Origin of the sequence: Photobacterium sp. MCCC 1A19761 (genome assembly GCF_037389125.1) — a bacterium.
GTDB lineage: Bacteria > Pseudomonadota > Gammaproteobacteria > Enterobacterales > Vibrionaceae > Photobacterium.
Genome location: NZ_JAZGTF010000001.1, coordinates 30,375 through 56,372, shown reverse-complemented (window position 1 = coordinate 56,372; position 25,998 = coordinate 30,375). Strand labels below are relative to the sequence as shown.

Annotated in this window: 22 protein-coding genes; 16 read left to right on the top strand and 6 right to left on the bottom strand. The window is 54.2% G+C overall.

Annotated features, from left to right (window positions below; genetic code table 11):
- The first annotated feature begins 90 nt into the window (after positions 1–90).
- From VV869_RS00265 to VV869_RS00235, 7 genes are all read left to right on the top strand, one after another.
- Complete coding sequence (locus VV869_RS00265) at positions 91–1,077, top strand: hypothetical protein (RefSeq protein ID WP_337733020.1); 987 nt, start codon at positions 91–93, stop codon at positions 1,075–1,077.
- Between the two features lie 375 nt (positions 1,078–1,452).
- Positions 1,453–2,238, top strand: coding sequence for a tetratricopeptide repeat protein (locus VV869_RS00260; protein WP_337733018.1), 786 nt, complete (start codon positions 1,453–1,455; stop codon positions 2,236–2,238).
- A gap of 360 nt (positions 2,239–2,598) precedes the next feature.
- Positions 2,599–2,772 carry a periplasmic nitrate reductase, NapE protein gene (locus VV869_RS00255; RefSeq protein ID WP_337733017.1) on the top strand — a complete coding sequence of 58 codons (174 nt, stop codon included), beginning with the start codon at positions 2,599–2,601 and terminating at the stop codon, positions 2,770–2,772.
- A 45-nt stretch (positions 2,773–2,817) separates the two neighbouring features.
- A complete protein-coding gene (gene torC / locus VV869_RS00250; protein WP_337733016.1) occupies positions 2,818–4,002 on the top strand; it encodes a pentaheme c-type cytochrome TorC in 1,185 nt (394 codons plus the stop codon).
- Positions 4,003–4,020: 18 nt separating this feature from the next.
- Positions 4,021–6,498: a trimethylamine-N-oxide reductase TorA gene (gene torA / locus VV869_RS00245; RefSeq protein WP_337733015.1), complete on the top strand. Its 2,478-nt coding sequence runs from the start codon at positions 4,021–4,023 to the stop codon at positions 6,496–6,498.
- Between the two features lie 142 nt (positions 6,499–6,640).
- The gene (locus tag VV869_RS00240) at positions 6,641–7,078 is read left to right on the top strand and encodes a group II truncated hemoglobin (protein ID WP_337733014.1); all 438 of its coding nucleotides are present in this window, start codon (positions 6,641–6,643) and stop codon (positions 7,076–7,078) included.
- A 609-nt stretch (positions 7,079–7,687) separates the two neighbouring features.
- Positions 7,688–8,458 (top strand): TSUP family transporter, encoded by a 771-nt coding sequence (locus VV869_RS00235; RefSeq protein ID WP_337733013.1) that lies wholly within the window; start codon positions 7,688–7,690, stop codon positions 8,456–8,458.
- Here the strand turns inward: VV869_RS00235 and VV869_RS00230 are convergent.
- Positions 8,403–9,263: a LysR family transcriptional regulator gene (locus VV869_RS00230; protein ID WP_337733012.1), complete on the bottom strand. Its 861-nt coding sequence runs from the start codon at positions 9,261–9,263 to the stop codon at positions 8,403–8,405. The genes VV869_RS00235 and VV869_RS00230 overlap by 56 nt on opposite strands.
- A 250-nt stretch (positions 9,264–9,513) precedes the next feature.
- Positions 9,514–10,005 carry a MarR family winged helix-turn-helix transcriptional regulator gene (locus VV869_RS00225; RefSeq protein WP_337733011.1) on the bottom strand — a complete coding sequence of 164 codons (492 nt, stop codon included), beginning with the start codon at positions 10,003–10,005 and terminating at the stop codon, positions 9,514–9,516.
- 404 nt (positions 10,006–10,409) lie between these two features.
- On the opposite strand from VV869_RS00225, the gene VV869_RS00220 reads away from it, so the two are divergent.
- From VV869_RS00220 to VV869_RS00190, 7 genes are all read left to right on the top strand, one after another.
- Complete coding sequence (locus VV869_RS00220; RefSeq protein ID WP_337733010.1) at positions 10,410–11,666, top strand: imelysin family protein; 1,257 nt, start codon at positions 10,410–10,412, stop codon at positions 11,664–11,666.
- Between the two features lie 77 nt (positions 11,667–11,743).
- A complete protein-coding gene (locus VV869_RS00215) occupies positions 11,744–13,168 on the top strand; it encodes a di-heme oxidoreductase family protein (protein ID WP_337733009.1) in 1,425 nt (474 codons plus the stop codon).
- 9 nt (positions 13,169–13,177) lie between these two features.
- On the top strand, positions 13,178–14,179 hold the full coding sequence (locus VV869_RS00210; RefSeq protein ID WP_337733008.1) for an imelysin family protein: 1,002 nt from the start codon (positions 13,178–13,180) through the stop codon (positions 14,177–14,179).
- The gene (locus tag VV869_RS00205) at positions 14,169–15,269 is read left to right on the top strand and encodes a DUF1513 domain-containing protein (RefSeq protein WP_337733450.1); all 1,101 of its coding nucleotides are present in this window, start codon (positions 14,169–14,171) and stop codon (positions 15,267–15,269) included. The genes VV869_RS00210 and VV869_RS00205 overlap by 11 nt, the downstream gene beginning before the upstream one ends.
- 400 nt (positions 15,270–15,669) lie before the next feature.
- On the top strand, positions 15,670–17,364 hold the full coding sequence (locus VV869_RS00200; protein ID WP_337733007.1) for a L,D-transpeptidase family protein: 1,695 nt from the start codon (positions 15,670–15,672) through the stop codon (positions 17,362–17,364).
- Between the two features lie 141 nt (positions 17,365–17,505).
- Complete coding sequence (locus VV869_RS00195) at positions 17,506–18,090, top strand: YcbK family protein (protein WP_337733006.1); 585 nt, start codon at positions 17,506–17,508, stop codon at positions 18,088–18,090.
- A 164-nt stretch (positions 18,091–18,254) separates the two neighbouring features.
- Positions 18,255–18,908 (top strand): MBL fold metallo-hydrolase, encoded by a 654-nt coding sequence (locus VV869_RS00190; RefSeq protein ID WP_337733005.1) that lies wholly within the window; start codon positions 18,255–18,257, stop codon positions 18,906–18,908.
- A 50-nt stretch (positions 18,909–18,958) separates the two neighbouring features.
- Here the strand turns inward: VV869_RS00190 and VV869_RS00185 are convergent, their stop codons facing one another.
- Positions 18,959–19,621 (bottom strand): DUF2982 domain-containing protein, encoded by a 663-nt coding sequence (locus VV869_RS00185; RefSeq protein WP_337733004.1) that lies wholly within the window; start codon positions 19,619–19,621, stop codon positions 18,959–18,961.
- A gap of 459 nt (positions 19,622–20,080) precedes the next feature.
- On the opposite strand from VV869_RS00185, the gene VV869_RS00180 reads away from it, so the two are divergent.
- The gene (locus VV869_RS00180; protein ID WP_337733003.1) at positions 20,081–20,482 is read left to right on the top strand and encodes a MarR family transcriptional regulator; all 402 of its coding nucleotides are present in this window, start codon (positions 20,081–20,083) and stop codon (positions 20,480–20,482) included.
- A gap of 384 nt (positions 20,483–20,866) precedes the next feature.
- Positions 20,867–21,172 carry a hypothetical protein gene (locus VV869_RS00175; RefSeq protein ID WP_337733002.1) on the top strand — a complete coding sequence of 102 codons (306 nt, stop codon included), beginning with the start codon at positions 20,867–20,869 and terminating at the stop codon, positions 21,170–21,172.
- 211 nt (positions 21,173–21,383) lie between these two features.
- On the opposite strand, the gene VV869_RS00170 is transcribed toward VV869_RS00175, so the two are convergent.
- From VV869_RS00170 to VV869_RS00160, 3 genes are all read right to left on the bottom strand, one after another.
- Positions 21,384–22,574 carry an amino acid aminotransferase gene (locus tag VV869_RS00170; protein WP_337733001.1) on the bottom strand — a complete coding sequence of 397 codons (1,191 nt, stop codon included), beginning with the start codon at positions 22,572–22,574 and terminating at the stop codon, positions 21,384–21,386.
- Positions 22,575–22,766: 192 nt separating this feature from the next.
- Positions 22,767–24,167: an asparagine--tRNA ligase gene (asnS, locus tag VV869_RS00165; RefSeq protein WP_337733000.1), complete on the bottom strand. Its 1,401-nt coding sequence runs from the start codon at positions 24,165–24,167 to the stop codon at positions 22,767–22,769.
- A gap of 98 nt (positions 24,168–24,265) precedes the next feature.
- Entirely contained in the window at positions 24,266–25,885 is a 1,620-nt protein-coding gene (locus VV869_RS00160; protein WP_337732999.1) for a methyl-accepting chemotaxis protein, read from the bottom strand.
- Positions 25,886–25,998: the final 113 nt, after the last annotated feature.

Below are 25,998 nucleotides of genomic sequence, written 5' to 3'. Positions count from 1 at the left end.
GTCATTCAAAACTACAAGCCAAGTAGCGCAGCGGCCGGAGCAGCCTGCTTGGTAACGACCAATTTACACGTTGTCGTAGGGGTGTAGAAGATGAGAAATATAATACTAACGATGCTTGCCACTTTGGTGGTGGCTGGGTGCGGCGGTTCAGATGGCAATAATACGGTTGTGTCTGATGCGGGTGGTGGCGCGGACAGCGTGCCGATCTCGGTCGATATTTCCAAACCACCAACGGAAGTGCCGCCAAGTGATGATGACTTACAGGCCTGTGTGGCAATAGAGTCGGTGAAACTGACCGACATTGCCGGGAATGTGGTGGAGTGGACGACGCGCAGCATGAGTAATCCTGAAGAGATGAGCTCGCAGCAGTGTATTCCGCCGGATTCTTCGATTCCGGTCGATAGCGATGGGTATCCGAAATTCATCGTGATCGATCTTTATGATATTACCGGGGTTGATCTGGTTCATCTGATTTCCGAGCAATTGGTGCCGGTCGGCGAGTACGTCAATATGAGCCTGACGATCCTGCAGGGAGAATACGGAGACTTCCTCGGCACGCCTTACTCCTATGTCGGTAGCCTGGTGGACAAACAAAAAATGGAAATTGTCGATGAGCTGACGTTTGACGGCCTGAACATCAATATTGATGTGCCGGAAACCTTCACCATGGCTTTCGATTTCCGCAGCATGATTCAGATGATTGAAGGGGCGTACCACTTGAAAAGTGAAGGGTTGCGTCTGGTCAAAAATGCCTTGTCTGGTGGTATTTTCGGGGATATCAATACCGGATCCTGCCCGTCGAATGATGACGCGTATGTCTACCTGTATGAGTCAGACAGTGAGCAATACGGGGATCTGGGATCGGAGTATACGCCGGTGATGACGGCTAAGGTGACCGAAGATAATCAGTACACCATGTCTTATGTGCCGGAAGGGGATTACGATGTGGTGCTGGTGTGTGACGGCCTGAAAGACGCACCGGATCAAATTGACCTGGATATTGATCTCGACGGCGATGCGGCGAAATACACCGATCAGCATGTCGAGAGTGGTGAGCAAAAATACCTGCCGCTTTAGCGGTGGGCTGCAACAAGCTTCGCGATGCGAAGACATGAGAGTAAATAGAGCATACCCAAACCGCCAGCGGAGTCTGGCGGGGCGGGCCCACTGCATGGGACTGGCGAGGAATAAATCCTGTGACATTCAGCTAAGATTCAGCAGACATCGGTATCATTTTGGCCGATTTAAGATGATCAACCTCTCAAAAATATGATGTCAGGAATATAAATTTCACACTGCCATCTAAATCTAACTTGCTGACCCGGCAAAAAATCCCGCTTTTCATCCGAAAATCCAGTCATTGATGCCCGACTTTTGGTGGTTGTTTTTTAATCATCAGTTCTATAGATTCCTTTCCAACGAAATTTTGGATTGATGGAAAGAGAACCTTTTATGCCTGCAGTAATGAACCTCAAGAAAGTTGTTTTTGGTGCAATGCTTGGCCTCGCTGTCACTGGCTATGGAACGGCCCAGGCTTCAAATACCACATCCCCGGCGAACCACCTGCTGTCGACCCTGAACTATGTTCAGTTGGAAGCGGAGCAGGGGGACAAAAATATGCAGCTGTTTCTGGGACGCGCGTATCTGGAAGGCACAAATGGTTTGGAAGCTGATCCGCTGAAAGGCATGTACTGGCTGGAAAAAGCATCCGTCGATATGCCGGAAGTGAAAACCATGATCGGTGATCTGTTCAAAGCAGGCCAACTGTTGCCGAAGAACAATGAACTGGCGGTACGCTGGTACACAGAAGCGGCCAAAGAAGGTGATATTGCGGCTATGGTCGAACTGGGCGCTTATTATGCTTCGGGCGCGACCGGCTCGGTTGACTGCGGCAATGCGATTAAATGGTTCAATAAAGCGGCCAACGGTGGCTCGCTGGATTCCAAGCGTAATCTGGTCTGGCTGTATGCGACGTGCTCCGATGAGCGGATGCGAGATGGTGCTCGGGCACTGAAACTGGCTAAGCAGGTCCTGAAACGTGACGGCACGGGTGATGCGGGCGATTACGATAACCTAGCGGCTGCGTACGCTGCCTGCGGTGAGTTCCGCCGAGCAGTTGAAGCGCAGGAAGTGGCGATGGATAAGCTGGAAGATACCCAAGGCCAGCGTTATGCCAAGTTTGAAAAACGCCTGAAGCTGTACCGTCAGAACCAAACGATTTTTACCGCTTCACTGTAATTTCTGTTTACTGAAAAAGCCGGCCCCACACCGCATCCCGGGGGCCGGCTTTTCTTTATCTGCCACTATTGTTCTGCTTCTGCTTCTGCTTCTGCTTCTGCTGTACGCCACCGCCTGATTCCGGACTCAATTTCCCGCTGTTGTTATCGGTTTCTCCGGCACGTTTGTGCCAGCCCGGTATCCGATGATCTCCCGTAAGGCTTAACCCAACGCATGGCTTGACCCGATGTACGATGGGTGCGTGAGCTTCCCCGGCAACAAAGCCTGCCACGCCATATTGACATTCTTAACTATAATTGAGGGGCTGATTTCCTTCTGGCTTCAACATAGAGGAAGCGAGAACAATAAAAAGGTGTGAGCATGAAACCCTCTTCCGCTGCCGAGCAACAGGAAGCTGCCAGATACGAGTGGCTTTCTTTCCTGTTTATCATCATTTTTCTGTTTCCCATTCTCTCCTTGCTGATTGTCGGCGGGTATGGCTTTGTCACCTGGGCGATGCAGATCCTGTTCATCGGCCCTCCCGGCCACGGCTGATTGACGACCCGGTATTTCAGATTCAGACGATCATGAGGTGAGGCGATGAAGCGTGTCCTGAAAGCGGTGTGGCGTACGTTGTGGCGTCCGGCGATGCATATCAGTTTGGGGGTGTTGAGCCTGGGTGGGTTTATTGCCGGGATTATTTTCTGGGGTGGGTTTAATACCGCGCTGGAGCTGACCAATACGGAAAAGTTCTGCATCAGTTGTCATGAGATGCGGGACAACGTCTATCAGGAGTTGCAGGCGACCGTGCACTGGTCGAATCATTCCGGGGTTCGGGCCACCTGTCCCGATTGTCATGTCCCCCATGACTGGACCGATAAAATTGCCCGTAAGATGCAGGCCAGCAAGGAGGTGTTCGGCGCCATTTTCGGCACCATCAATACCCGTGAGAAGTTTCTCGAGAAGCGGCTGGAGCTGGCCAATCATGAATGGAAACGCTTTGCTGCCAACCGCTCGTTGGAGTGCAAGAACTGTCACGACTACGACAGCATGAAGTGGGAGGAGATGTCGGATCGGGCCCGGACGCAGATGAAGCAGGCTGCCGAACGGGATCAGAGCTGTCTGGATTGTCACAAGGGAATTGCCCATGAGTTGCCGGCTCATATGGAAAGCTCCGGCGGTATGATTGCCGAGTTGGTACAGCAAGCCAGCCACACCAGCTTTAGTGAGGGTAATAACTACTTCAGTGTCCGCTACCTGCCGATGTTCGAAGATGAAGCCATGACCCAGGACGGGGGAGAGCTGAATCCGGCTTCTGAAGTGAAGGTGGTTGCAGTGACAGACAATGCCATTCAGGTTGAGATCAGCGGCTGGCGCAAAACCAAAGGGTTCGGCCGGGTGATCAACGAAGATTTCGGCCTCAATATTCCGACGGCTGCGCTGAGCAAGGCCGTGGCGCAAAACGACAGCTTAGTGCAGGGCTTTGAAGAAAAAGAAGATGATTTGACCGGTTTGGTGTGGCAGCGGGTTTCCGTGCAACTCTGGATGGCGAAAGAATCGCTGATGGACGATGTGGATCAAATCTGGGCAACGGCGAAACCGGCGTATCAAACCAACTGTAGTGTCTGCCATACCCAGCCGGATGAAGCGCACTTTGATGCCAATACCTGGCCCGGCATGTTCAACGGCATGTTGGCGTTCGTCAACCTGGACCGTGACAGTGAAGCACTGGTGCTGAAATATCTGCAAAAACACTCCTCTGATTTTGCCGAGGGCCAACATTAAGTCTGTGAGGGAATTGCTATGTTCGTGACCCGACGTCATTTCTTAAAAGGGCTGGTGACTACCGCCTCGGTTGCTTCGGTGATTGGCCCCGGACTGCTGGCACAGGCCGCAGAATCATCCTCCCCCTATGCAGCCGCAGCGGAAGGAACCTGGAAAGTGTCCGGCTCGCACTGGGGGGCGTTCCGTGCCCGGATCTATAACGGCAAAGTGGTCGAAATCAAACCGCTGGAGCGGGATAAATATCCGTCCGATATGATCAACGGCATTCTGGGGGTGATCTACAATCCGTCGCGGGTTCGTTATCCCATGGTGCGGCTCGACTGGCTGAAAAAGCACAAATACAGCGGCGACACCCGGGGCAATAACCGGTTTGTCCGGGTAACCTGGGATGAAGCGCTGGATTTGTTTTACCAGGAGCTGGAGCGGATCCAGAAAGATTACGGCCCCTGGGCCTTGCATGCCGGGATGACGGGCTGGCGGCAAACCGGCCAGTTCCACAGCTGCGGCAACCATATGCAACGGGCCGTGGGGATGCATGGCAATTTCATGACCAAGGTCGGGGATTACTCCACCGGGGCCGGACAGACCATTCTGCCCTATGTGCTGGGTTCCACCGAAGTGTACGCTCAGGGCACCTCCTGGCCGGACATTCTGGCCAACAGTAAAACCATTGTGTTCTGGGCCAATGATCCGCTGAAAAATACCCAGGTCGGTTGGCAGTGTGAAACCCATGACTCGTACGGGTACTACGCGCAGCTGAAAGACAAAGTTGCTTCCCGGGCGATCCGGGTGATCTGCATCGATCCGGTCCGATCAAAAACCCTGAACTACCTCGATTGTGAGCACTTCTATGTCAATCCCCAGACCGATGTCGCTTTCATGCTGGCGCTGGCCCATACCCTGTACAAAGAAGAACTGTACGATAAGGCGTTTCTCGGCACATACGCACTGGGTTTTGATGACTTTATTCCCTATGTGGTCGGTGAAGGTAAAGATCAGGTGGAGAAAAGTCCGGAGTGGGCCGAGCCGATTTGCGGCGTCAAAGCCGATGCCATCCGGCAATTGGCACGGGATCTGGCCGGTGGCCGGACGCAGCTGATATTCGGTTGGGCGATCCAGCGTCAGCAACACGGTGAGCAGCCATATTGGATGGGGGCTGTTCTGGCAGCAATGCTGGGCCAGATTGGGTTGCCCGGGGGCGGGGTGTCCTATTCGCATCACTACAGCGGGGTGGGGATCCCGCCGACCGGCGCGTCGGGGCCGGGCGGCTTCCCGCGTAATCTGGATCAGGGGAAAAAGCCCAAGTGGGATAACGATGACTTCAATGGCTACAGCAGTACCATTCCGGTTGCGCGCTGGCTGGATGCCATTTTAGAACCCGGAAAAACCATCAACTACAACGGTAATCAGGTGAAGTTGCCGGATACCAAGATGCTGGTGGTCAGCGGGTGCAATCCCTGGCACCACCACCAGGACCACAACCGGATGAAACTCGCGTTTCAGAAGCTGCAAACCGTGGTGACGATCGATTTTGCCTGGAATGCGACCTGTCGTTTCTCGGATATTGTGCTGCCGGCCTGTACCCAGTTCGAGCGCAACGACCTGGATTTGTACGGTGCGTATTCGGCCTCCGGCATCCTGGCGATGCACAAGCTGGTCGATCCGCTGTATCAGTCCAAAACTGATTTTGACATTTTTACCGAGCTCTGCCGTCGTTTTGACCGGCACAAAGAGTTCACCCGCGATATGGATGAAATGACCTGGCTGAAGCAGCTCTATCAGGAGTGTCGGGATGCGAATAAAGAGACGTTTCCGATGCCGGAATTTGATGCCTTCTGGACAGAAGGACTGGTGGATTTTGGCGAGGGCCGTAACTTTATCCGCCATGCTGATTTTCGCGCCGATCCGGAAATCAGCCCGCTTGGCACACCGTCGGGATTTATAGAAATCTTCAGCCGGAAGATTGATCGTTTCGGCTATGAGGGTTGTCAGGGCCATCCGATGTGGTTTGAAAAACTCGAACGCTCCCACGGCGGACCGAAGTCAGACAAGTATCCGCTCTGGTTACAGTCTGCCCACCCGGATCAACGGCTGCACTCGCAAATGTGTGAATCGGAAGACTACCGGGCAACCTATACGGTGCAGGGGCGTGAGCCGGTGTATATCGGGCCGGAAGATGCCAAGCAACGGGGGATCAAAGACGGGGATTTGGTCCGGGTGTTTAACGATCGCGGACAGTTGCTGGCCGGTGCCCGAATTTCGGAGAACTTCCCGCCCGGGGTGATCCGGATCCATGAAGGCGCCTGGTACGGGCCGTTGAATGAGACCGTCGGGGCGCTGGATACCTATGGCGATCCGAATACCCTGACCATGGACATCGGGACCTCAGAGCTGGCACAGGCTTGCAGTGCCAACACCGTGGTGGTGGAGGTGGAGAAATACAGCGGAGAAGTGCCGCCGGTGACCGCGTTTGGCGGTCCGTTGCTGGAGAGTTGAACCCGGTTGGTTTCTCAGTAGTTGAGCCAGGAAATCAAGCCTTTGTGAGATTGGCATGAGTTCATGCGCGCAGAGTCCGGTACACTCGCGCGGTCGAGTCAGCTGGCCTGATGTAGCCAGCACGAAATGAAGCCAGAGCAGCATGAAACAAGAGCAGAAACAATTGAGCGAAGATATCAAACCAACGGCACCTGTGTATGGTGTCGGAGATAATACATTGCGCGCCGCCGGGGGAGAAGCCGGGGTGAGGAAATTGGTGGAGGCGTTTTACGCCCATATGGACATCTTGCCGGAAGCGGCGGGGATCCGGGCCATGCATGATGCGGATTTGTCGGAATCCCGTGACAAACTGACGACCTTCCTGATCGGCTGGATGGGCGGACCGTCCAATTATGCCGAAAAGTACGGCAGCATCAATATTCCCGGCGCCCACCGCCATCTGGCAATTGGGTTGGCGGAAAAAGAAGCCTGGCTGCTGTGTATGCAACGCGCTCTGGATGATCAGGGCTACGACGAGGTCTTCAAGCGCTACATCATGGTACAGCTCTCGTTTCCGGCCGAGATGTGCCGGAATCGCTGATCCCCGGGCTTGCAGGACATTTGACCTGAATAACGGATAAGCTGTGATGCAAACAGAACGCCCGGAACAGTACCGTTGCTGTTCCGGGCGTATTCGTGAACAAAAGCATCACCCCGAGGGGTCAACCATCCCAATGCTGGCGAAAGAACTCGTCAAGCGCTTCCAGGGCTTTCTCTAAATACTCTTTCCAGTCCCGATCCGGAACCGGCTTGGCAAAAGTCGGAAAGAACATCGTTTGCTGGACCTCCGTCTTGTGTTGATCAGATGTCTGCGGTCTTGATGTTGCCCTTTAAGTATATCAAAGCACGCTGGGGCCGCGGGCAGCGAGGGATTTCCGGTGCTGCCCGAACCGGGAGCGGACGGGATGCAATCCGGGAGTCGAGGGGCATTGGCTCGGCAGTGAGTCCGATGCCCTGTCCGGAAAGCTGAAAACCCTGTCCGATTGGGGAAGAATCATTTCACACAAGATCAGCAAGGAGATTAACTTTTTGTTATGACGCTTTTTTATTGATTCCAAAGTGGAATGAATTAACGTCCATCCTTTCGCTATTCAGAAGACAATCCCCGGTGATACTGTCACCTTCCACACAGTTTCAGAGCAAATTCTAAATGGAAATTTCTATAGATATTTTGGCCATGTTATTTCTGGTCGCGGGGCTGGCCGGATTTATTGATGCGATTGCCGGGGGCGGCGGCCTGTTGACCGTGCCGGCGCTGCTGGCGGCCGGGATCCCGCCGGCGCAGACGTTGGCCACCAATAAGTTGCAAAGCTCATTTGGTAGTTTTTCTGCCACCCTGTATTTCGTGCGCAGTGGCCTGGTGCGCCTGAGCGACATGCGTAATGCCATTATCTGCACCTTTATCGGCTCGATGATTGGGGCAGAGCTGGTCCAGCGGATTGATGCCGGGATCTTAACCAGCCTGATCCCCGGGCTGCTGGTTGCCATTTCGCTTTACTTTTTGTTCGCGCCTCAGGTCGGCCAGGGTGGCGGGACGCCGAAACTGTCTGACAATGCGTTTGCCCTGACGATTGGGACCGGTGTGGGGTTTTATGACGGCTTTTTCGGACCGGGTACCGGTTCGCTGTTTACCGTCGGCTTTGTGGCGATAGCGCAGCTGGGACTGGTCGAAGCCACGGCGCGGACCAAGGTGTTGAACTTCACATCCAATATTGCCGCTCTGATGTTCTTTATCCTGGCCGGGCTGCCGGTCTGGAAAGTGGGGCTGATCATGGCTGTCGGTGGCTTTATGGGCGCACGTATGGGGGCGAAAGTTGCGGTGACCAAAGGACGGCAGCTGATCCGCCCGATGGTGGTGTGTATCTCTATGTTGATGGCGCTGAAGCTGTTGTGGGAACAGAATCCGCAATGGTTTCAATAAGTGCCTGAACCCGCGCGGAACGATAGGTTTTATGCCGGTAGCATAAATGGACCGGGCGGGTGAGCTGGTCCAGAAAGTCAAAGTGATGACAGTACTCCGGGTTGATTTTGAGTGCTTTGACAATCGAGTGTGGGATCAGCGCCGGGGCAACGCCGCCGAGCGCCAGCTGTGCGGAGGCGGTATAGGAGTCCATTTCCATCAGCGGGAGGATCCCGGCCTGTTGAAGGAGGCTGGCCTGATAGGCATTCGCCGGGTTTTTCAGATCATTGACCAGCAACCCGTCCGGCTGGCGGGTGAGCGGCTGGTGGCTGACGATGGTAAAGGGCTCATCCAGCAAGTGCCGGGTGGCCAGTCCGTGGTGCGGCGGCAGGTGGCCGGCACAAAAGCCGATCGTGGCTTCGCCGGACTGGACCCGCTCAACAATCACCGGGGTGTGATGGGTCGAGATCGAAATATAGGGGTCGATGCGCAGATATTCCCCCAGGCGCTGGCCCAGATAACCGGCCACCAGGGTTTCCGAGCAGGCGAGGGAGATAAGCGTTTGATCCTGCACATGCTGCTGATCAAAAATCAGCCCTTTGAGTTCTCGATAACTCGGACCGACGTTTCGGATCAGGGCGTCGGCATCGGCGGTCAGTTTAATCCGCCGGCCGTCGGGCTCAATCAGTTTCTTCCCCAGCCGTTTTTCAAGTCCGGAAATGCGTTTGCTGACGGCACTTTGGCTGATGTACAAGGTGCTGCCTGCTTTACTCATCGTGCCTTCTTTGGCCAGGACCAATAAAGTCTCAATTCCTTCCAGTAGCACTCGATACTCCTAATCACACGGGCTGTGTTGCCATGGGGATACCGGGTGATTATATCCGCAATACATTGCTTGAGCAGCAGGAATTGGTTTCATAGGAAGAAGTGTTTTCAGAGAGAGAGGTTTGCCAGAGGAGATTTGCCAGAGAGGGGATACTTGAGCACGTGGGGAAGAGATGAGGCAGAAAGTCGAATAGGGAGGAAGGCACCGAAATAGCCGGCTGACCGGCTATCTGTTCTGTTGTGTCGACCCGTTATTCTTCAGGTGGCGTTTCTTGCTTGGTGATACTGCCCACTTCAAGCACCGCGGCAACATCCAGGTGCTCAGCATTCATCATGGAAGAGATGCGCTGAACGGAAGACAGCAGCAGCGATTGTTCCCAGTCGTCCAATTGCTGGAAACGTGAAATAAAGCTTTCCTGAAGCAACATGGGAGCCTGGGCCAGGGATTCTTTCCCCTGTTCTGTCAGGTACGCATGAACTTTACGCTTATCCAGCGTACTGCGCTCACGGACGACCAGCCCGCGTTTTTCCAGGCGATCGAGGATGGTCGTCGCTGTCGCCTGACTCATATTGGTGTTGTTTGACAACTGACGAATAGTGACCTCGCCCGAGTCACGAATCGCTCGCATCAAAACTAACTGAGGCCCTGTTAACCCTGCAACCTTATTGAGTTTTCTCGAATGCAAATCGATAGCTCGAATAATCTGTCGAAGGGCAATGAGGACTTCTTCGTGCTTGTCCATTTTACTCTCCCAAACCAATTGCCGCGAAGGTACATGAATCTCAATAAACATGAAAGACTTAGTTGCGACAAACGCGATAAAACTGCGAATCCTCAATGGAATTATCGCTGTGTTGGTAAATTAGCACAATTGCCGGGTCACTTTCGAGCGAGAAATCAGCCAGGATAAGTGAGTAGTTACTTTGAAATGCTCGCAGTGCAGAACGACAACTGAACCCATTGACAGCATAGTCTTGGTTGCACATAAGTCTGTTGTTTTTCTTTGTCCTTTTATTTATTGAGTGATTTGCTATTTCAAAGTGTAAAAAAGTTCGCTAAAATGAGCGAATAATAATGATTCTCACTAGCGTAAAGATTTGCGCGAGTGATTTGGGTATAGCAGTTTTAAAAAGGATGATGATCAGAATGAACACGAGATTTACCCGTAACCTGATTGCTGCGTCGCTGTTGACGCTACCGGTATTTGCACAAGCGGCACCAACCAAGGCTGACGTTGTTGAGCATTATGCCGACATCGCTCACAGCGTATTCAGTGACGCCCTGACGACAGCGCAGTCACTGGATAAGGCGATTGATACGCTGATCGCGAATCCGTCGGATGCGAACCTGGCTAAAGCCCGTGAGGCTTGGAAAGCGGCCCGTGTTCCTTACCAGCAGTCAGAAGTGTTCCGTTTTGGTAATGCCGTGGTTGATGATTGGGAAGGTCAGCTGAACGCCTGGCCACTGGATGAAGGCCTGATTGACTACGTTGCGAATGACTACCACTACGAGCTGGGTAATGAAGGCGCGAAGGCCAACATCATCGCGAATCAAGCGCTGCAAATCGGCAACAGCCAAATCGATGTTTCTAAGATCACCCCTGAGCTGCTGGCTGATCTGAACGAGCTGGGCGGTTCTGAAGCCAACGTTGCGACAGGCTACCACGCGATTGAATTCCTGCTGTGGGGCCAGGATCTGAACGGCACGAATAAGGGTGCCGGTGAGCGTCAGGCCTCGGACTTTGCTTACGGTGAAGCATGTACCAATGATAACTGTGACCGTCGTCGCGCGTACCTGAAAGCGGCTTCTGAGCTGCTGCAAAGCGACCTGACCTGGATGACCCAGCAGTGGGCAGCGAACGTGAAGGGCAATTATCGTACTGAACTGCTGGCTGACACGCCGGAGAACGGTCTGCGTAAAATGCTGTTCGGCATGGGATCTCTGTCGCTGGGTGAGCTGGCGGGCGAGCGAATGAAAGTTGCCCTGGAAGCAAACTCAACAGAAGACGAGCACGATTGTTTCTCGGATAACACCCACAACTCGCACTACTACAACGAGCAAGGGATCTACAACGTTTACACCGGGACTTACATGCGTGTGAACGGCACGCTGGTTTCTGGTCCGGGTATCCACGCCCTGGTTGAGCAGAAAGACAAGCAAGCGGCGAAAGAGATCCAGGCTGAGTTTGACCGTGCCCGTAGCCAGGTTTATACCCTGGTTCAGTCTGCGGAGAAGCAGAACCAGTACTTTGATCAGCTAATTGCTGCGGACAACAAAGCAGGGAATGCCTTGGTCACTGAGTCAATCAGTGCGCTGGTGAAGCAGACGGCTGAGATTGAACGTGCGGCCAGCATCATTGGGATCAGCAACCTGAACCCGGATACTGCAGATCACCAATTCTAAGCAATTGTTCAGCACCCAAACCGATTCAAGGGCTCACACGAGCCCTTTTTAACATTACAATCAGCAGAGTATGTAACATGAAGTTGTACCTTACGGCAGCATGGATTTCTATGGCTGCATGCTCCTTTACGGCCTTCGCGCAAGCAACCGGCTCTGAGTCCAAACCAGCATCCGTCACCACTGAGAAATCCGGCGGTGGCACCACTGTCAATAAATCCGGCCCAAACGCTTTCTCTCTTCCGGCGGCCAACTTGCCGATGTCGAAACGCCTGGACTTTAGTGTCGGGAACAGTTTCTTCCGTAATCCCTGGGTTCAGGCACCGGCAACCACTGATGCCCGGGATGGTCTGGGGCCGATTTTTAACACCAACGGGTGTCAGAACTGCCATATCAAAGACGGCCGTGGCCATCCGCCGGAGCCGGGGGATGGCAATGCGGTCTCGATGTTGGTGCGCTTGAGCATTCCGGCAACGACTGCAGAGCAGCAGCGGGCGCTAATTTTCGGCGGCGTGATCCCGGATCCAATTTATGGCGATCAGCTGCAGGATTTTGCCAACCCGGGTGCCAAACCGGAGGGGCAGGTGGCGGTCACTTATCTCGATGTGCCCGTGACTTTTGCCGACGGGGAAGTGGTGACACTGCGCCAGCCTGAGGTGTCGATTTCTGAGCTCAACTATGGCGCCCTGCACCCGGACGTCATGCTTTCGGCGCGTATCGCCCCGCCGATGATTGGTCTGGGCCTGCTGGAGCAAATTCCGGAACACACGCTTGAAGCTTTTGCCCGCGAGCAACGCGAAGCCGGACAAGGCGTGTCCGGGAAACTGAACAAGGTCTGGGATGTCCAGCAGCAGAAAACCGTGACCGGCCGTTTTGGCTGGAAAGCCGGGCAGCCGACGGTGATGCAGCAAAATGCGGCCGCCTTTAACGGCGATGTCGGCTTGACCAGCAGACTGTTCCCTCAGGAGAACTGCAGTGCGCAACAGACTGTCTGTTCGGAGCTGCCGAGTGGCGGTGAGCCGGAAGTGAGCGATAACGTGCTGAACTTCGTTGAGTTTTATGCCCGTCACCTAGCGGTGCCGGCGCGTCGGAATGTGGATGACCCGCAAGTGAAACTGGGCGAGTCTCTGTTTGCCAAGGTCGGCTGTGAAAGTTGTCACCAGACATCGGTCAAAACGGCAAAGAATGATGCACTCCCGGCGCTGTCGGAGCAGTTGATCCATCCGTATACCGATCTGCTGCTGCATGATATGGGCGAAGGACTGGCGGATCACCGCGGCGAATTCCTGGCCAATGGCCGTGAATGGCGTACCGCGCCGCTGTGGGGGATTGGCTATACCGAAGAAGTGAACGGCCACAGCTACTTCCTGCATGACGGTCGGGCCCGTAATTTAATGGAAGCGATTCTCTGGCATGGCGGCGAAGCACAGCAAAGTCGTGATAAAGTGTTGATGCTATCTAAGAATGAGCGCGATGCATTGATTGCCTTTTTGCAATCGTTATAGGGAGAAAGCATGAGAAGTTCTGTATTGTCAGTGGCTGCCGCGGCGCTGCTGATGACCGGTTGCCAAGAGCAGCAGACGATGAGTGAGGCGGTGCACCAGCTGCATGTCACGTCGGCGGAAGATTTTGCGAAAGCGGCCGGGCAGCTGAACCAGGATCTGGAAGCCGTTTGCGAAAGCTATAGCCCGGCTTCGCTGGCTGCGGCGCAGCAGTCCTGGCGTCAGGTCATGGATCGCTGGATGGTTTTTCAGGGCCGGGAGAAAGGCAGTGAAGCTGCATTGGCGCTGAGCTGGCAAATCCAGTTCTGGCCGGATAAGAAAGACATCACCGGCGTGAAGCTCAACCAGTTGCTGAAGCAGGAAAAATCCTGGACGGTCGCGGATGTGGCTGAACAGAGCGTGGCGGTGCAGGGGCTGGGTGCAACCGAATGGTTCCTGTATGAGCACGCGGATCAGCTTGAAAATGGTCAGGGTTGTGCGTTGGTGGGTGCTATCGGCGGTCGAATCCAGCAAAGCAGTGAGCAACTGCTGGCGGCCTGGCAGAACAATCCGTGGCAGCAGATGACGCCGCAAATGGCGCTCGGTGAGTATCTGGGGGCGCTGAATAATCAGCTTGATTACAGTATGAAAAAACTGGGTCGACCATTGGGGAAACCGGGTTCGCCGAAGCCTTATCAGGCTGAAGCCTGGCGTTCGCAAACCTCGCTGAGCCACCTGAAAGCCAGCGTAGCTGCAATGCAGCAGTTGTACCTGGCCGGTGGTCACGGTATCGATGCCTTGTTGCGAGAGCAGGGTTTCAGCGAGACGGCGGATCGGATCAACAACCAGTTCATTGCTTTACTGGCTGACTGGCCGCAGTCTGACGCCATGGTGCCGATGCTGAAAACCGTGGCGGGGTATCGCGAGTTGCTGAAGATTTACAATGGCCTGGAATATATCCGGATTGCGTTGCATGACGAGGTGGCGCCGGAGTTAAAAGTCGTTGTGGGGTTCAATGCAACCGATGGTGACTGATACAACACGACGGAAATTACTGCGTGCGGCCCTGGGGGCCGCCACGCTGGCACCGGTTGCGACGGCTCTGACGGCATGTTCCGGGACGACCTCGACCGCTCAGTCGACCCCGCGGATCATCGGGTGTAGCCGAACCGCCAATGGCAACTATGCGGTGGTCGTGGCCTCCCAGGACGGTCAGCCGATTTATCGCTGTGCCCTGCCGGGTCGAGGCCATGGAGTTGCCCTGCAACCGGGCGGTACCCTGGCGGCGGCATTCAGTCGGCGTCCGGGGCAGTACCTGCAGGTGATCGATTATCGCAGCGGAGAAGAATGGCCGATCCGGGCCGCGGATCCCGGGCGGCACTTTTACGGCCACGGGGTGTTTTCTGCCGACGGTCAGTACCTTTACACCACGGAAGGGGTCCGTACCACCAGTGAAGGGGTGATCGGGGTATACCAGGTGACACCGGGTCTGCCGAAGGTGGCCGAATATACCGGATTTGGCATTGGCCCCCATGAAGTGGTGCTGGTCGATGAGCATACCCTGGCAATCGGTGTCGGTGGTGTGCACACGCAGGGGCGAACACCGCTGAATCTGGAGACCATGCAACCGGCACTGGTGTATCTGGATGCCCGAAACGGCGCGTTGCTGGAGAAAGTTACCCTGGCGGATAAGCGCCTGAGTATCCGCCACCTGAGCGTGACCGATACCGGGGAAGTGGCGTGCGGCCAGCAGTACCGCGGAGAGCCTGAGCAGGCAGCCCCGCTGGTGGCGCTGCACCGCCGGGGAGAACCGCTTCGCCAGTTACTGGCTGAGGATGAGCAGTGGCTGCGGTTCAACCACTATATTGCCAGTATCGCCAGTGTAGACGGCTATTTGCTCGCCACTTCGCCACGGGGGAATTGCTACGGGATTTGGCATGAAGCCAGCCGCGAGCTGGTTGAAATCCGCCCGTTAGTGGATGCTTCAGGTGTTGGGGTAATTCAGGGTGAATGGCTGGTCGGCTCCGGCTCCGGCAAAGTGCTGACTATCACACCGCCAGCCAATGCCGTCGGGTTCCAAAGCCCGGTGATGTGGGACAATCACTGGAATGTGCTCCCGGGTTAACCGGGCTCCCACTACGACCGGGCTCTCACTACGACCGGGTAGCCACAACCGGGAACTACCACGACGGAAGTCTGGCTTCCTGACAAGCGCCATCGGCTGGAATATCACCTTTCTGGGACAAAATCGTCTGCCGTGGCGCTTATACCTGCCGTCGTCATTTTCCGACTCGCTATGTTCGCAGTTGGGTAAGCTGCTATCTTTTTGAACATCTGTCTCTCTGCTCAGCCTTCCCGTGTTCCTCTCTCCTTGAGTCGCTATCTCTCTGAAAGGCAAGTTTAACGCGCTTTTCCACTGGTCGAGTTTAAGTATTGAAACATTTCTGCTCCGCGGCACCGACTAAATTTAAGTCCGTCACGCTTCGAATTTGCCATACTTAAAATGTTGTAAACGGGGAGCTCCCATGGCTATATCAAAGCTTCGTTGTCTCGGGCTTGTTGTGATGGTCACTGCTCAGATGGTGTCGGCCGAGACCTTGTCCCCTGCACAGGCGCCGGTCGCGGCGTTGGATGCCGCAGAGCCGACGGTTGCCGCAATCGCCCCCCAGGTGGATGCCGAACAGTGGGTGCGTCAAACGACGAGCAATCTTTCGAGCGTCCGCTACATCAATCAATTGGCAGCCTTGTATCTGGCAAATGGCTACGCACCGTTGTGGCAGGATTCACTGGCCACCACAGCACTGGAAGAGCAATTGCAATTGCTCGCGCTGTCCGGGGTCAGTGCTGACTTCTCCCGTCGTTACGCGCAACTGGCTCACCTGAAACAGTCCAATGACTGGCGTCAATATGATCTGTTGGCCACCGATACCTTACTGGCTTATATGAGTTACCTCGAAGGCCTGCCGGAGTATGGCCGGGGTTGGCTGTTCGGGGCCGGGATCGACCCAAGCTTACCGTTGCCCTCTTCTCAGGGTTTGAATCATCTGAACAGCGCGATCGAAACCGGGCAACTACACGCATTTATTGCCGCGTTGAAACCGCAGGATCGGCGCTACACCCAATTGCAGCGGGCCATTGATGCCCTAGCGCAGCACAGCCAGGCGTCCTGGCCCGGCTTTTATCAACCGGGCTATATCCGGCTGGGGACCCGGCTTCAACAGCCAGAGGCCCTGATCACCCGCCTGGAACAACTGGGCGATTTAACGCCTTACCAGGCCGCGCAGCTGCGGACGTCAAACGTGCGGATCTACAATATCGATTTAGCCAATGCAATGAAGCGGTTTCAGGAGCGGCATGGGCTAAAAGTGGATGGTGTGATCGGCCCGCAGACCCGCTACTGGCTGATGATGCCGGTGCAGGAGCGGATCCGGATCCTGGCCCTGAATGCCCAGCGCTTACGCCTGTGGCCTGCCGATTTCCCGTCAATGCTGGTAGTGAACATACCGGCTTATGATATGAGCCTGTGGTTGGACAATAAACACGTGCTGGACAGCAAAGTGATTGTCGGGCGTCCCAGTCGTCCGACGCCGCTGATGAGTTCGACGGTCGCGTCTGTGGTATTTAACCCGTACTGGAATGTACCCAACTCCATTATGCGCAAAGATATTCTGCCGAAGGCCCGTTATGATCGCGGTTATCTGTATCGTAACGGCTTTCGGGTGATCCGGAGTTGGGACAGCTCAGAGCAAATCCCGATTCACACGATTGACTGGCGTCTGGTGAATGCGAAAGCCTTTCCGTACCGGCTGCGCCAGCAACCGGGGGAAAAGAACGCGCTGGGCCGGTTTAAATTCAATATCCCGAACAATAACGCGATTTATCTGCATGACACCCCTGCCAAAAGCTTGTTTAACAAAACCACGCGGGCGTTCAGTTCGGGGTGTATTCGGGTGGAACATGCGGACGATCTAGCCCGGATTTTGCTAACGGACTCCGGGGTTTCGCCGCAGCGGGTCGATGAGTTGAAAGCAAGAACGAACACCCGAACTGTCGGGCTTAGTAATCAGGTCAAGGTTCATCTGATTTATCAGACAGCCTGGGTTGACGAAGACGGGCAGGTGAACTTCCGCAATGATGTCTACAGCTATGATCAAATTAACCCGATGTCGCAAAAAGAAGAAAAATTTACATTTCTTTTTTCGGGTGAAAATCCTTACTAGTCAATAATTAGTCAAAAATCAACCTGGAGAGTGTCGGAATTTTGTCATTTTGGGGTTTGACTGAATAAAAACCGAACGTTATCTTGCAGTTCGTTTTGCCGTCACTGGCTCGATTCAAGCAAGAAAATGGTTTAGGTTAGGATGTCTGAGATTGATTACAAGCGCCGCCAGTTGTTGGTTGCTGGAGGGATGGCTGTTGGCGCATGTTTACTGCCTGGAACGGCATTTTCTAGTCCGTATAAAGCTTCTGGTTCTGACAAAGCTTCTGGCGCTCATAAAGCGATAAGCGCTCGAACGCTTTCCTTGTGTAATATCCACACCCGCGAGGATCTCGAAACTCAGTATTTTGACGGAAAAATCTATATCCGGCAGGAGTTGCAACGGATCAACCATATCTGCCGTGACTTTCGACGCAATGAAGTCGCGCATATGGATCGACGTTTGTTTGATGCCATCACCGAGATCCAGGAAGGATTGGGTCACAAAGGCCAGGTGCGCATCATTTCGGGATACCGATCACCAGAAACGAATAGCGCCTTGCAAAAAAATGGTGGTGTGGCGAAAAAAAGCTATCATATGAAAGGCCAAGCGATCGACTTCAATCTGGAAGGCGTGCCGCTGTCGAAAGTGCGCAATGCGGCGCTGGAACTTCGCCTCGGCGGGGTGGGGTATTACCCGAGTAGCGGTTTTATCCACATTGATACCGGCCCGGTTCGTCGCTGGTGATCACCCTGCTGCGCTATCAAATCGAATAATTCCAAAGCCGGTTTCTGTCTCCCTCTCTTGACAGATTCCGGCTTTGTTGTTTCTGTCGGGTGGATTTGAGATTGGTCGTCGCCCCGCTCCTCATGGTATCCTGCGGCCAGTTGATTGATGTTTAGGATAGGGCTATGAGTCTTCAGTATACAATTGTTCCGGTGACCCCGTTTCAGCAAAATTGCTCCATTGTCTGGTGTGATGAAACCCATGAAGCCGCGCTGGTGGATCCGGGTGGCGATATCGCACAGCTCAAAGCCAAGGTGCAAGAGTTGGGAGTGACCGTCACCAAGCTGATCCTGACCCACGGCCATCTGGATCATGTCGGCGGCACTGCGCCGCTGGCGGCTGAACTGAATGTCCCGATCATTGGTCCGCATCAAGACGATGCGTTCTGGCTGCAGGGCTTGCCTGAGCAGAGCCAGATGTTCGGCTTCCCGCGCACTGAGGCCTTTGAGCCGGATCAGTGGCTGGCAGAGGGAGACGAGATCACCGTCGGCAACCAATCCCTGCAGGTGTACCACACACCGGGCCATACCCCGGGTCATGTCGTGTTATTCAGCGATTCGGCCCGGTTGGCATTTGTCGGGGATGTCCTGTTTAAAGGCGGGATTGGCCGGACTGATTTTCCGCAAGGCGATTACCAGACCCTGATCAATGCCATCAAAGGGAAGTTGTGGCCGCTCGGTAACGATGTCACTTTCATTCCGGGCCACGGGCCGCAATCGACGTTTGGCCAGGAGCGTGCTTCCAACCCGTTTGTCGCCGACGAAATGCCGCTGTATTAACGCCGGATGCTGACGCGCTTCGTCACGCGTACGTGACAGTTTTGGGGCCGTCAGCGCGCCGCAAGATAGCGCCGGGTCAGCCCAACGAAGTCATCCGTTGGGCGATCCAGTAAATCTTCGGAAATAAAAAAGTCATATCCCAGCAGTTCGCGATTGTACTTCATCCGGTTGGCCAGCATGGCTAGCAGTCCTTTGAGGGGCTTTCCGCTGCGGGTGATAAAATGCCGGTCGTCGAACAGCATATCTTCGATGTGGTGTGGCGGGTGCTCTGCCCGGCGATAGGCCATGATCAGCAATGCGCGCTGCTCCATCAGGATTTTGCTGGCAATTCGCGGGCAAATCGACTCCAGAAACTCATCATACTCCTTCAGCCGGACCCCGACCCAGGGAATGGGCTGATACCAGCCCTGATACCCGACTGTGGCCGGGCCAATCTCCGCAATGTTGCTCCAGCGTGCCAACCAGCCGCCGGACGGGCTGTGAAACTGCAAGTGCATAAACGTCAGGGTAAAGGACACTTCCGGATCCTGAGTTTGCTTGATCCCGATAATCAGCAGGGTGACTGCGGCGAGTAGCAGCAGCGCGACGGCAGCCGAGTTGATTTGCGGATACCTGAAGACCAGTATCCCCACCGCAATGAAGGCACTCAAGCTGAACAACAGCCAGAAGCTGCGCGGTTTGGTCGTGAGCGGTTTGATGTAGCGGGTTTTCAAGCAGCCCTCCTTCCCGGGGATGATGGCCTGTGGTGTCTCACGCTCCCCCCGGCACGATTGCATCGGCCATAGGTGAGGGGAGCGCCGAACAGACGGATACGCTTCTGCGTTAATTATGGTTGATGATCGGAAAAGGGGCCTGATGATGCCGCGACTTAGCTCACAATAAGCGTTCTTTTTCATATTCCGGGCCGTTTACTGCATATGTCTGCTGAATTTGATTGATTGTCCGGAAATAACAACTTTTTCCTGCCGGGAAATTTTCATGAAATGAGAAGTTATCTCATATTTTTGTCTAAAATCACGTTTTGTTGTTGGTTAAATAGCCGTTTGCTGGCAATTCTCTGACATCCTTGGTATAACACGCGCTTACTTTTTCCCGCTGGCGATACCGATCGGGTAACTTACTGATTGGTATATGGTGGTGACTGAAAGTAGTGCAACGGAGTAGGAAATTTAATGAGAATCTCTCACAAACGTAAAGTACAGCTGAAGCTGCAAAAGCGCGTGATGGCAACTGTAGCAGTAGCAAAACCGGCAGCAGCGAAAGCTGTGAAAAAAGCACCAACTGCAGAAACAGTAAAAGCTGCCCCAGCGGCAAAACCTGTTGAGAAACAACAGGCAGCTCCAGCGACGCCTGTGGCGACACAGGTGTCACTGACACCAAAACAGCAAGCCGTGCTGGACATTGTTGTGACCCATGCTGAAGGGATCAACCCGAAAGGGATCGGTCTGCAGGCGGGTCAGGAAGAAGCGAAAGCGGCATCCTGGGCCACGGGCGCGCTGAAAAAACTGGCCGAAGAAGGTCTGGTGGAGCGTATCCAACTGGCAGGCAACAAAGTACTGTACAAAGCGGTATAAGCCTGTGAACCCGTTCCTGCCAGACAGGAGCGGGTGACTTTTTCTGTTCCTGTTTTCTCCCTCCTCTTGGTTTCTTCCTGTGTTGTATCTGCCGGGTTGTTTCTTTCCTGATTGATGTTCTTCTTTTTGATCACGCAGCGTTTTTTTCTTAAGACTCGCCTGATCCCCCGTTTTCTTTTCCGAATATGCGCTGAGCGTCTTTTTTCTAAGACTTGCAGCAGGGCGGCTTGGTCGTTGATTTTTCCCGTGAAAATGCTGTCCCCATGCTGAAAGATCCGGCGGTAGCCGGATTGGCACAGATTATTGCTCAGATTTCTGTAAGCTCTGCTATAACTTACATAACAAGGTACACGTTGCTGAGAAATTGAGAATCGGAGGCAGTTTATGACGATGATCAGTGCGAGAGAGTTTGCCTGCTGGCTCCGCAACCGCTTTGCTGATGAGGAGCAGGGCGTCTGCCTGACCCGCGACGACATCAATCAGCTGACTGGCCGGCAGGGGTTTACGCTCGATTTTGTGCATGACATTCATTATGAGCTGATGCAGCACGGGATGGCATTTGTCACCGATACGTGCCGAGAAACGTTTTATTTGATGCCGGTTTCGAAAAAGCCCTGGCGGGAGCAACTGGAAAGCCAGTATGAACGGGAGCTTTTTTATAATGTGCTGCCCCTGGACAAGTCCGGGTAGGCCGCACGTCCCAAGCCCCAAATCCTAAGACCCCAAGACCGAAGGCGGGACTGTGAGCGATGCGCTTTGCAGCTACACTCGTTTTACAGGTAGATTGGCTTTGCAGGTAGATTGATTTTGCGTGCGGGTAGATAGGCTTTGCTGGTATCAGGAGTTTAACCGATCAAAAAAGGGCGCTTGGCGCCCTTTTTTGTTGTTCATTGCATTTACCTTACAGGACCGCGGCAATCCCGGCACACAGCGGCTGCATGTTGGCTTTGGTCATCCCGGCAACACTGATCCGGCCTGAGCCAACGATATAAATCCCGAACTCATCTTTCAGGCGCTGGACCTGGGCTTTATTCAGGCCAGAGAACGAGAACATGCCGTTCTGGCGCTCAATGAAGCTGAAGTCCGCTTCGACACCCAGCTCTTTTAGGGTCTGAACAAACAGGGTCCGCATTTCCTGGATGCGCTCGCGCATGTCGGCCACTTCCTGCTCCCACTCCGCACGAAGGGCGTCATCGTTCAGAATTTCGGTTACCACGGCGGCACCGTGCGCTGGTGGGTTGGAGTAGATCACTCGGGCAATCGCTTTCACTTGGCTGAAGGCGGTTTCTGCCTGATCTGCGGTATCCGCAACCAGGGTGAAGGCACCGACACGCTCGTTGTACAGACCGAAGTTTTTCGAGAACGAGCTGGCAACCAGCAGTTCTTTACATTGTTCGGCGAAAATGCGCAGGCCCTGGGCATCTTCTTCTACACCTTTGGCAAAGCCCTGGTAGGCAAAGTCAAACATTGGCAGCAGTTGTTTTTCAACGCACAGCTCGGCCAGTTTTTGCCATTGCGCGGCATCCGGGTCGATCCCGGTTGGGTTGTGGCAGCAGCCGTGCAGCAGGACAACGTCGCCCGGTGCAGCAGTCGCCAGATCGGCCAGAGCTGCATCGAAATCCATGTCTTTGGTTTCTGCGTTGTAGTAGCTGTACTGGGCTGTTTCCAGACCGGCTGCAGTGAATACGCCGTTGTGGTTCGCCCAGGTTGGGTTACTGATCCACACTTTCACGTCACCCAGCTGGCGCTTGATGAATTCGGCGGCCACACGAAGGGCACCGGTACCACCCGGCGCTTGAGCGGTTTTGGCGCGCTTGGATGAAATGATCGCTGCATCTGCACCGAACAGCAGTTGTTGAACTGCAAGACCGTACTCGGCGGTGCCCGGAATGCTCAGGTAAGATTTGGTGGTTTCTTTTTCCAGCAAAATGGCTTCGGCTTTCTTCACCGTGCTCAGGACTGGCGTGTTGCCGGACTCATTCTTGTAAATCCCGACACCCAGGTTGATTTTCTCTGAGCGGGGATCGTTTTTAAACTCTTCAGTGAGGCCAAGAATCGGGTCGGCAGGGGCAGCAGTGATCTTTTCAAACATTGTGGGTCTTCCATGCAAGTTAAACAAAGGGCGATGGCCCTATTTATACCTTGTGTGCGTCACCCTTGACAACAGCAGGTTACACTTTCAGTGAAGTTTTCACGCTGCGTTGTAAACGATTGCGCAATTAAAAGCCAGACAAGAAAAAAGGCTACCTGAACAGGTAGCCTTTTGGGTGTCTTGTGCCGCGGATCAGAAGTTCGCTGAACGCGGTGTCCGTGGGAATGGGATCACGTCACGAACGTTCGCCATACCGGTCACGTAAGAAACCAGACGCTCGAAGCCCAGACCGAAGCCCGCGTGTGGTACTGTGCCGTAACGGCGCAGGTCGCGGTACCAGTTCATGTGCTCCGGATCAATGCCCATCTCAATCATGCGCTTGTCCAGCAGTTCCAGACGCTCTTCACGCTGAGAGCCACCGATGATTTCACCAATGCCCGGTGCCAGAACGTCCATCGCCGCAACGGTTTTGCCGTCTTCGTTCATACGCATGTAGAACGCTTTGATGTCTTTCGGGTAGTTCTTCACAATCACCGGCGCTTTGAAGTGTTCTTCAGCCAGGTAGCGCTCATGCTCAGAAGACATGTCGATACCCCACTCAACGTCGAACTCAAAGTCGCGGCCAGAGTCTTTCAGGATCTGGATGGCATCGGTGTAGTCCACCTGAGCGAAATCCGAGTCTACAAACTGCTCCAGACGGGTGATGGCGTCTTTGCTGATGCGTTGCGCGAAGAACTCCAGGTCATCGCGACGCTCGTCCAGCACGGCTTTGAACACATACTTCAGCATGTCTTCTGCCAGTTTGGCAACATCGTCCAGATCGGCGAAAGCAACTTCCGGCTCAACCATCCAGAATTCCGCCAGGTGACGGCTGGTGTTGGAGTTTTCAGCACGGAACGTCGGACCGAAGGTGTAGACCTTGCTCAGGGCACAAGCATAAGCTTCGGCGTTCAGCTGACCAGATACCGTCAGGAAGGTTTCTTTACCAAAGAAATCTTCGTTGTAATCCACGTCGCCTTTGTCGGTGCGTGGCAGGTTCGTCATGTCCAGTGTTGATACGCGGAACATCTCACCGGCACCTTCACAGTCAGATGCGGTGATCAGCGGCGCAGACATCCAGAAGAAGCCTTGCTCGTGGTAGAAGCGGTGGATCGCTTGTGACAGGCAGTTGCGGACACGGGCTACCGCGCCAATCACGTTGGTACGCGGACGCAGGTGAGCAACTTCACGCAGGTACTCAATCGAATGGCGGGTTTTTGCCATTGGATAAGTATCGGCATCTTCAACCCAGCCAACCACTTTTACTTCGGTTGCAGCCAGCTCGAAATCCTGACCTTTTGCTGGTGAGGCAACGATTTTACCAGTGACCTCAACAGAGCAACCAGTCGTCAGTTTCAGTACTTCATCCTGGTAATTATTTAACTCATTAGGGACCACGGCCTGAATCGGGTCGAAACAAGAGCCGTCATAAATGGCAAGGAAAGAGATTCCGGCTTTGGAATCACGACGTGAGCGGATCCAACCGCGGACAGTGACTTCAGTGTCTACTGCCAGCTTTCCGCTTAGTACGTCTGTTACAGGCGCGTAAGTCATGTTTAAATTATTCTCCGTTAAGGCGCTTTATACATCTATGTTTAAACAGTTTAAATATAGAGTCCGAAGAAGCAATATTACCTGTCTTACAACAGGCATCAAGCCTTCTTATCGCCCGAAAGGGTAAATTGACGCAGTAAATGTTCTAACTGCTCGACCAATTGCTCAAGATTTACGCTGATCTCTCGTGATTGTAGCGCACGGCTGGAGGTATCGTCGGCATGGCTGGTGATTGTTTCCACTTTGGTGCGGATAGAATCGACCATGCTGGCCTGGGCGCTGCTTTGTTGTTGAATGTCGTTGGCATGATGATTCACCACCTGGATCCCGTTGCCGATTTCCGACAGCGCCCTGGAGAGTTGTTCAATGGTTTCCATTTTGCTGTACGCCGTCTGGCAGGTGTCTTCCACAGCACTGGCTGAGGCTTCACAATCGGCATGCAGCGCCTGGATAATCGACTGGATGTCGCCGGTGGCCTGATGCGTGCGATTAGCCAGGTTACGTACCTCTTCCGCGACCACGGCAAACCCGCGTCCCTGTTCACCGGCTCGGGCGGCTTCAATCGCGGCGTTCAGCGCCAGCAAGTTGGTTTGCTCGGCAATCCCGCGGATCACGTCGAGAATGCTGGTGACCTGCTGGCTTTGTTCGTTGAGGTTATCGATCCGAACCTTGACGTTTTCAATGTCGGTGACCAGGTGCTTGATGCCTGCACCAGCATCATCGGCCAGGCGAGTGCCTTCCAATGCGGCATCCGCAGCACTTTCACTGAGGCTGGCCGCTTCCGTGGTGCGGCGTTCGACATCGTGTTGCTGATGTTGCATCTCGTCGATGGCCGTGAGCATCTCGGATGTTTCGAGGCGCTGGCTGTCGGCGGCGCTGGTGGTATCGGACGAGACCCGGATCAACTGGTTGGCCTGTTGGGTCAGCGATTCAGAGGTATTCTGGACCTGCTGCAGGCTGGCGGTGAAGTTATCCAGCATCTGGTCATAGCTGCGGCAGAGCTCGCCGATTTCATCGGTGCGATTTTCATTGAGGCGGCCACTGAGATCCTGATACAGGCTGGTCTGCTTCATATAGCTCGACACCCGGAGCAATGGACGAACGATCATCCGGCGGATTAGGGTCAGGGCGAACAGGAAGCCGGTCGCTGCGATAATGGCCATGATCCCGGCGGTGATCAGTAACTGCTCATCAACCCGCTGGTACAGCGGTCCCAGATTGTATTCCAGCCGTACGACCCCGAGAACTTCACCCTCTTCGGCCAGGTGGCACTGGATACAATTGGTGCCGCGATAATTACTGCTGGCTTTCATCGGCAGGGCAACGAGCAGGGTTTTACCGCTGTCAGTGGTGATGGTTTCGCTGATCTGCTCTCCTTTGAGCGCCCGTTGGTCAAAGTCATCGATTGGGGCCTGATTCTCAAAGCCAGGACCGTAAAGCTTGGTGACTGCCGGACCCCGGATGACGCGGACGTTTTCAATCCCTTTGTGCGACAGCACTTTGTCCCGCAGCGTTTCCCGCTGCGACATGGTGCCGGTCAGCATCATCATGTTCAGGCTGTCGAAATAGTTGCCGGCTTTATCTAACGTTTGTTCACTAATCACCGACTCCAGCAGGGCTTTCTGCTGGCGGGACTCATATGCCAGGGAGGTGATCAGTACAATGGCAAAAACAATAAACAGCGTCAGGAGGAGCTTATGAGCAATAGTTAAGCGCATCTTCCATGGTCTCTTCGATAGGGCAGCAGGTTTTTGTAATAGTTCTTACATTATTTTTATGGACATAGTGTAGTGTTTACGCTTGTTAAAAAATAGTGCCGCAGTAGTTATTG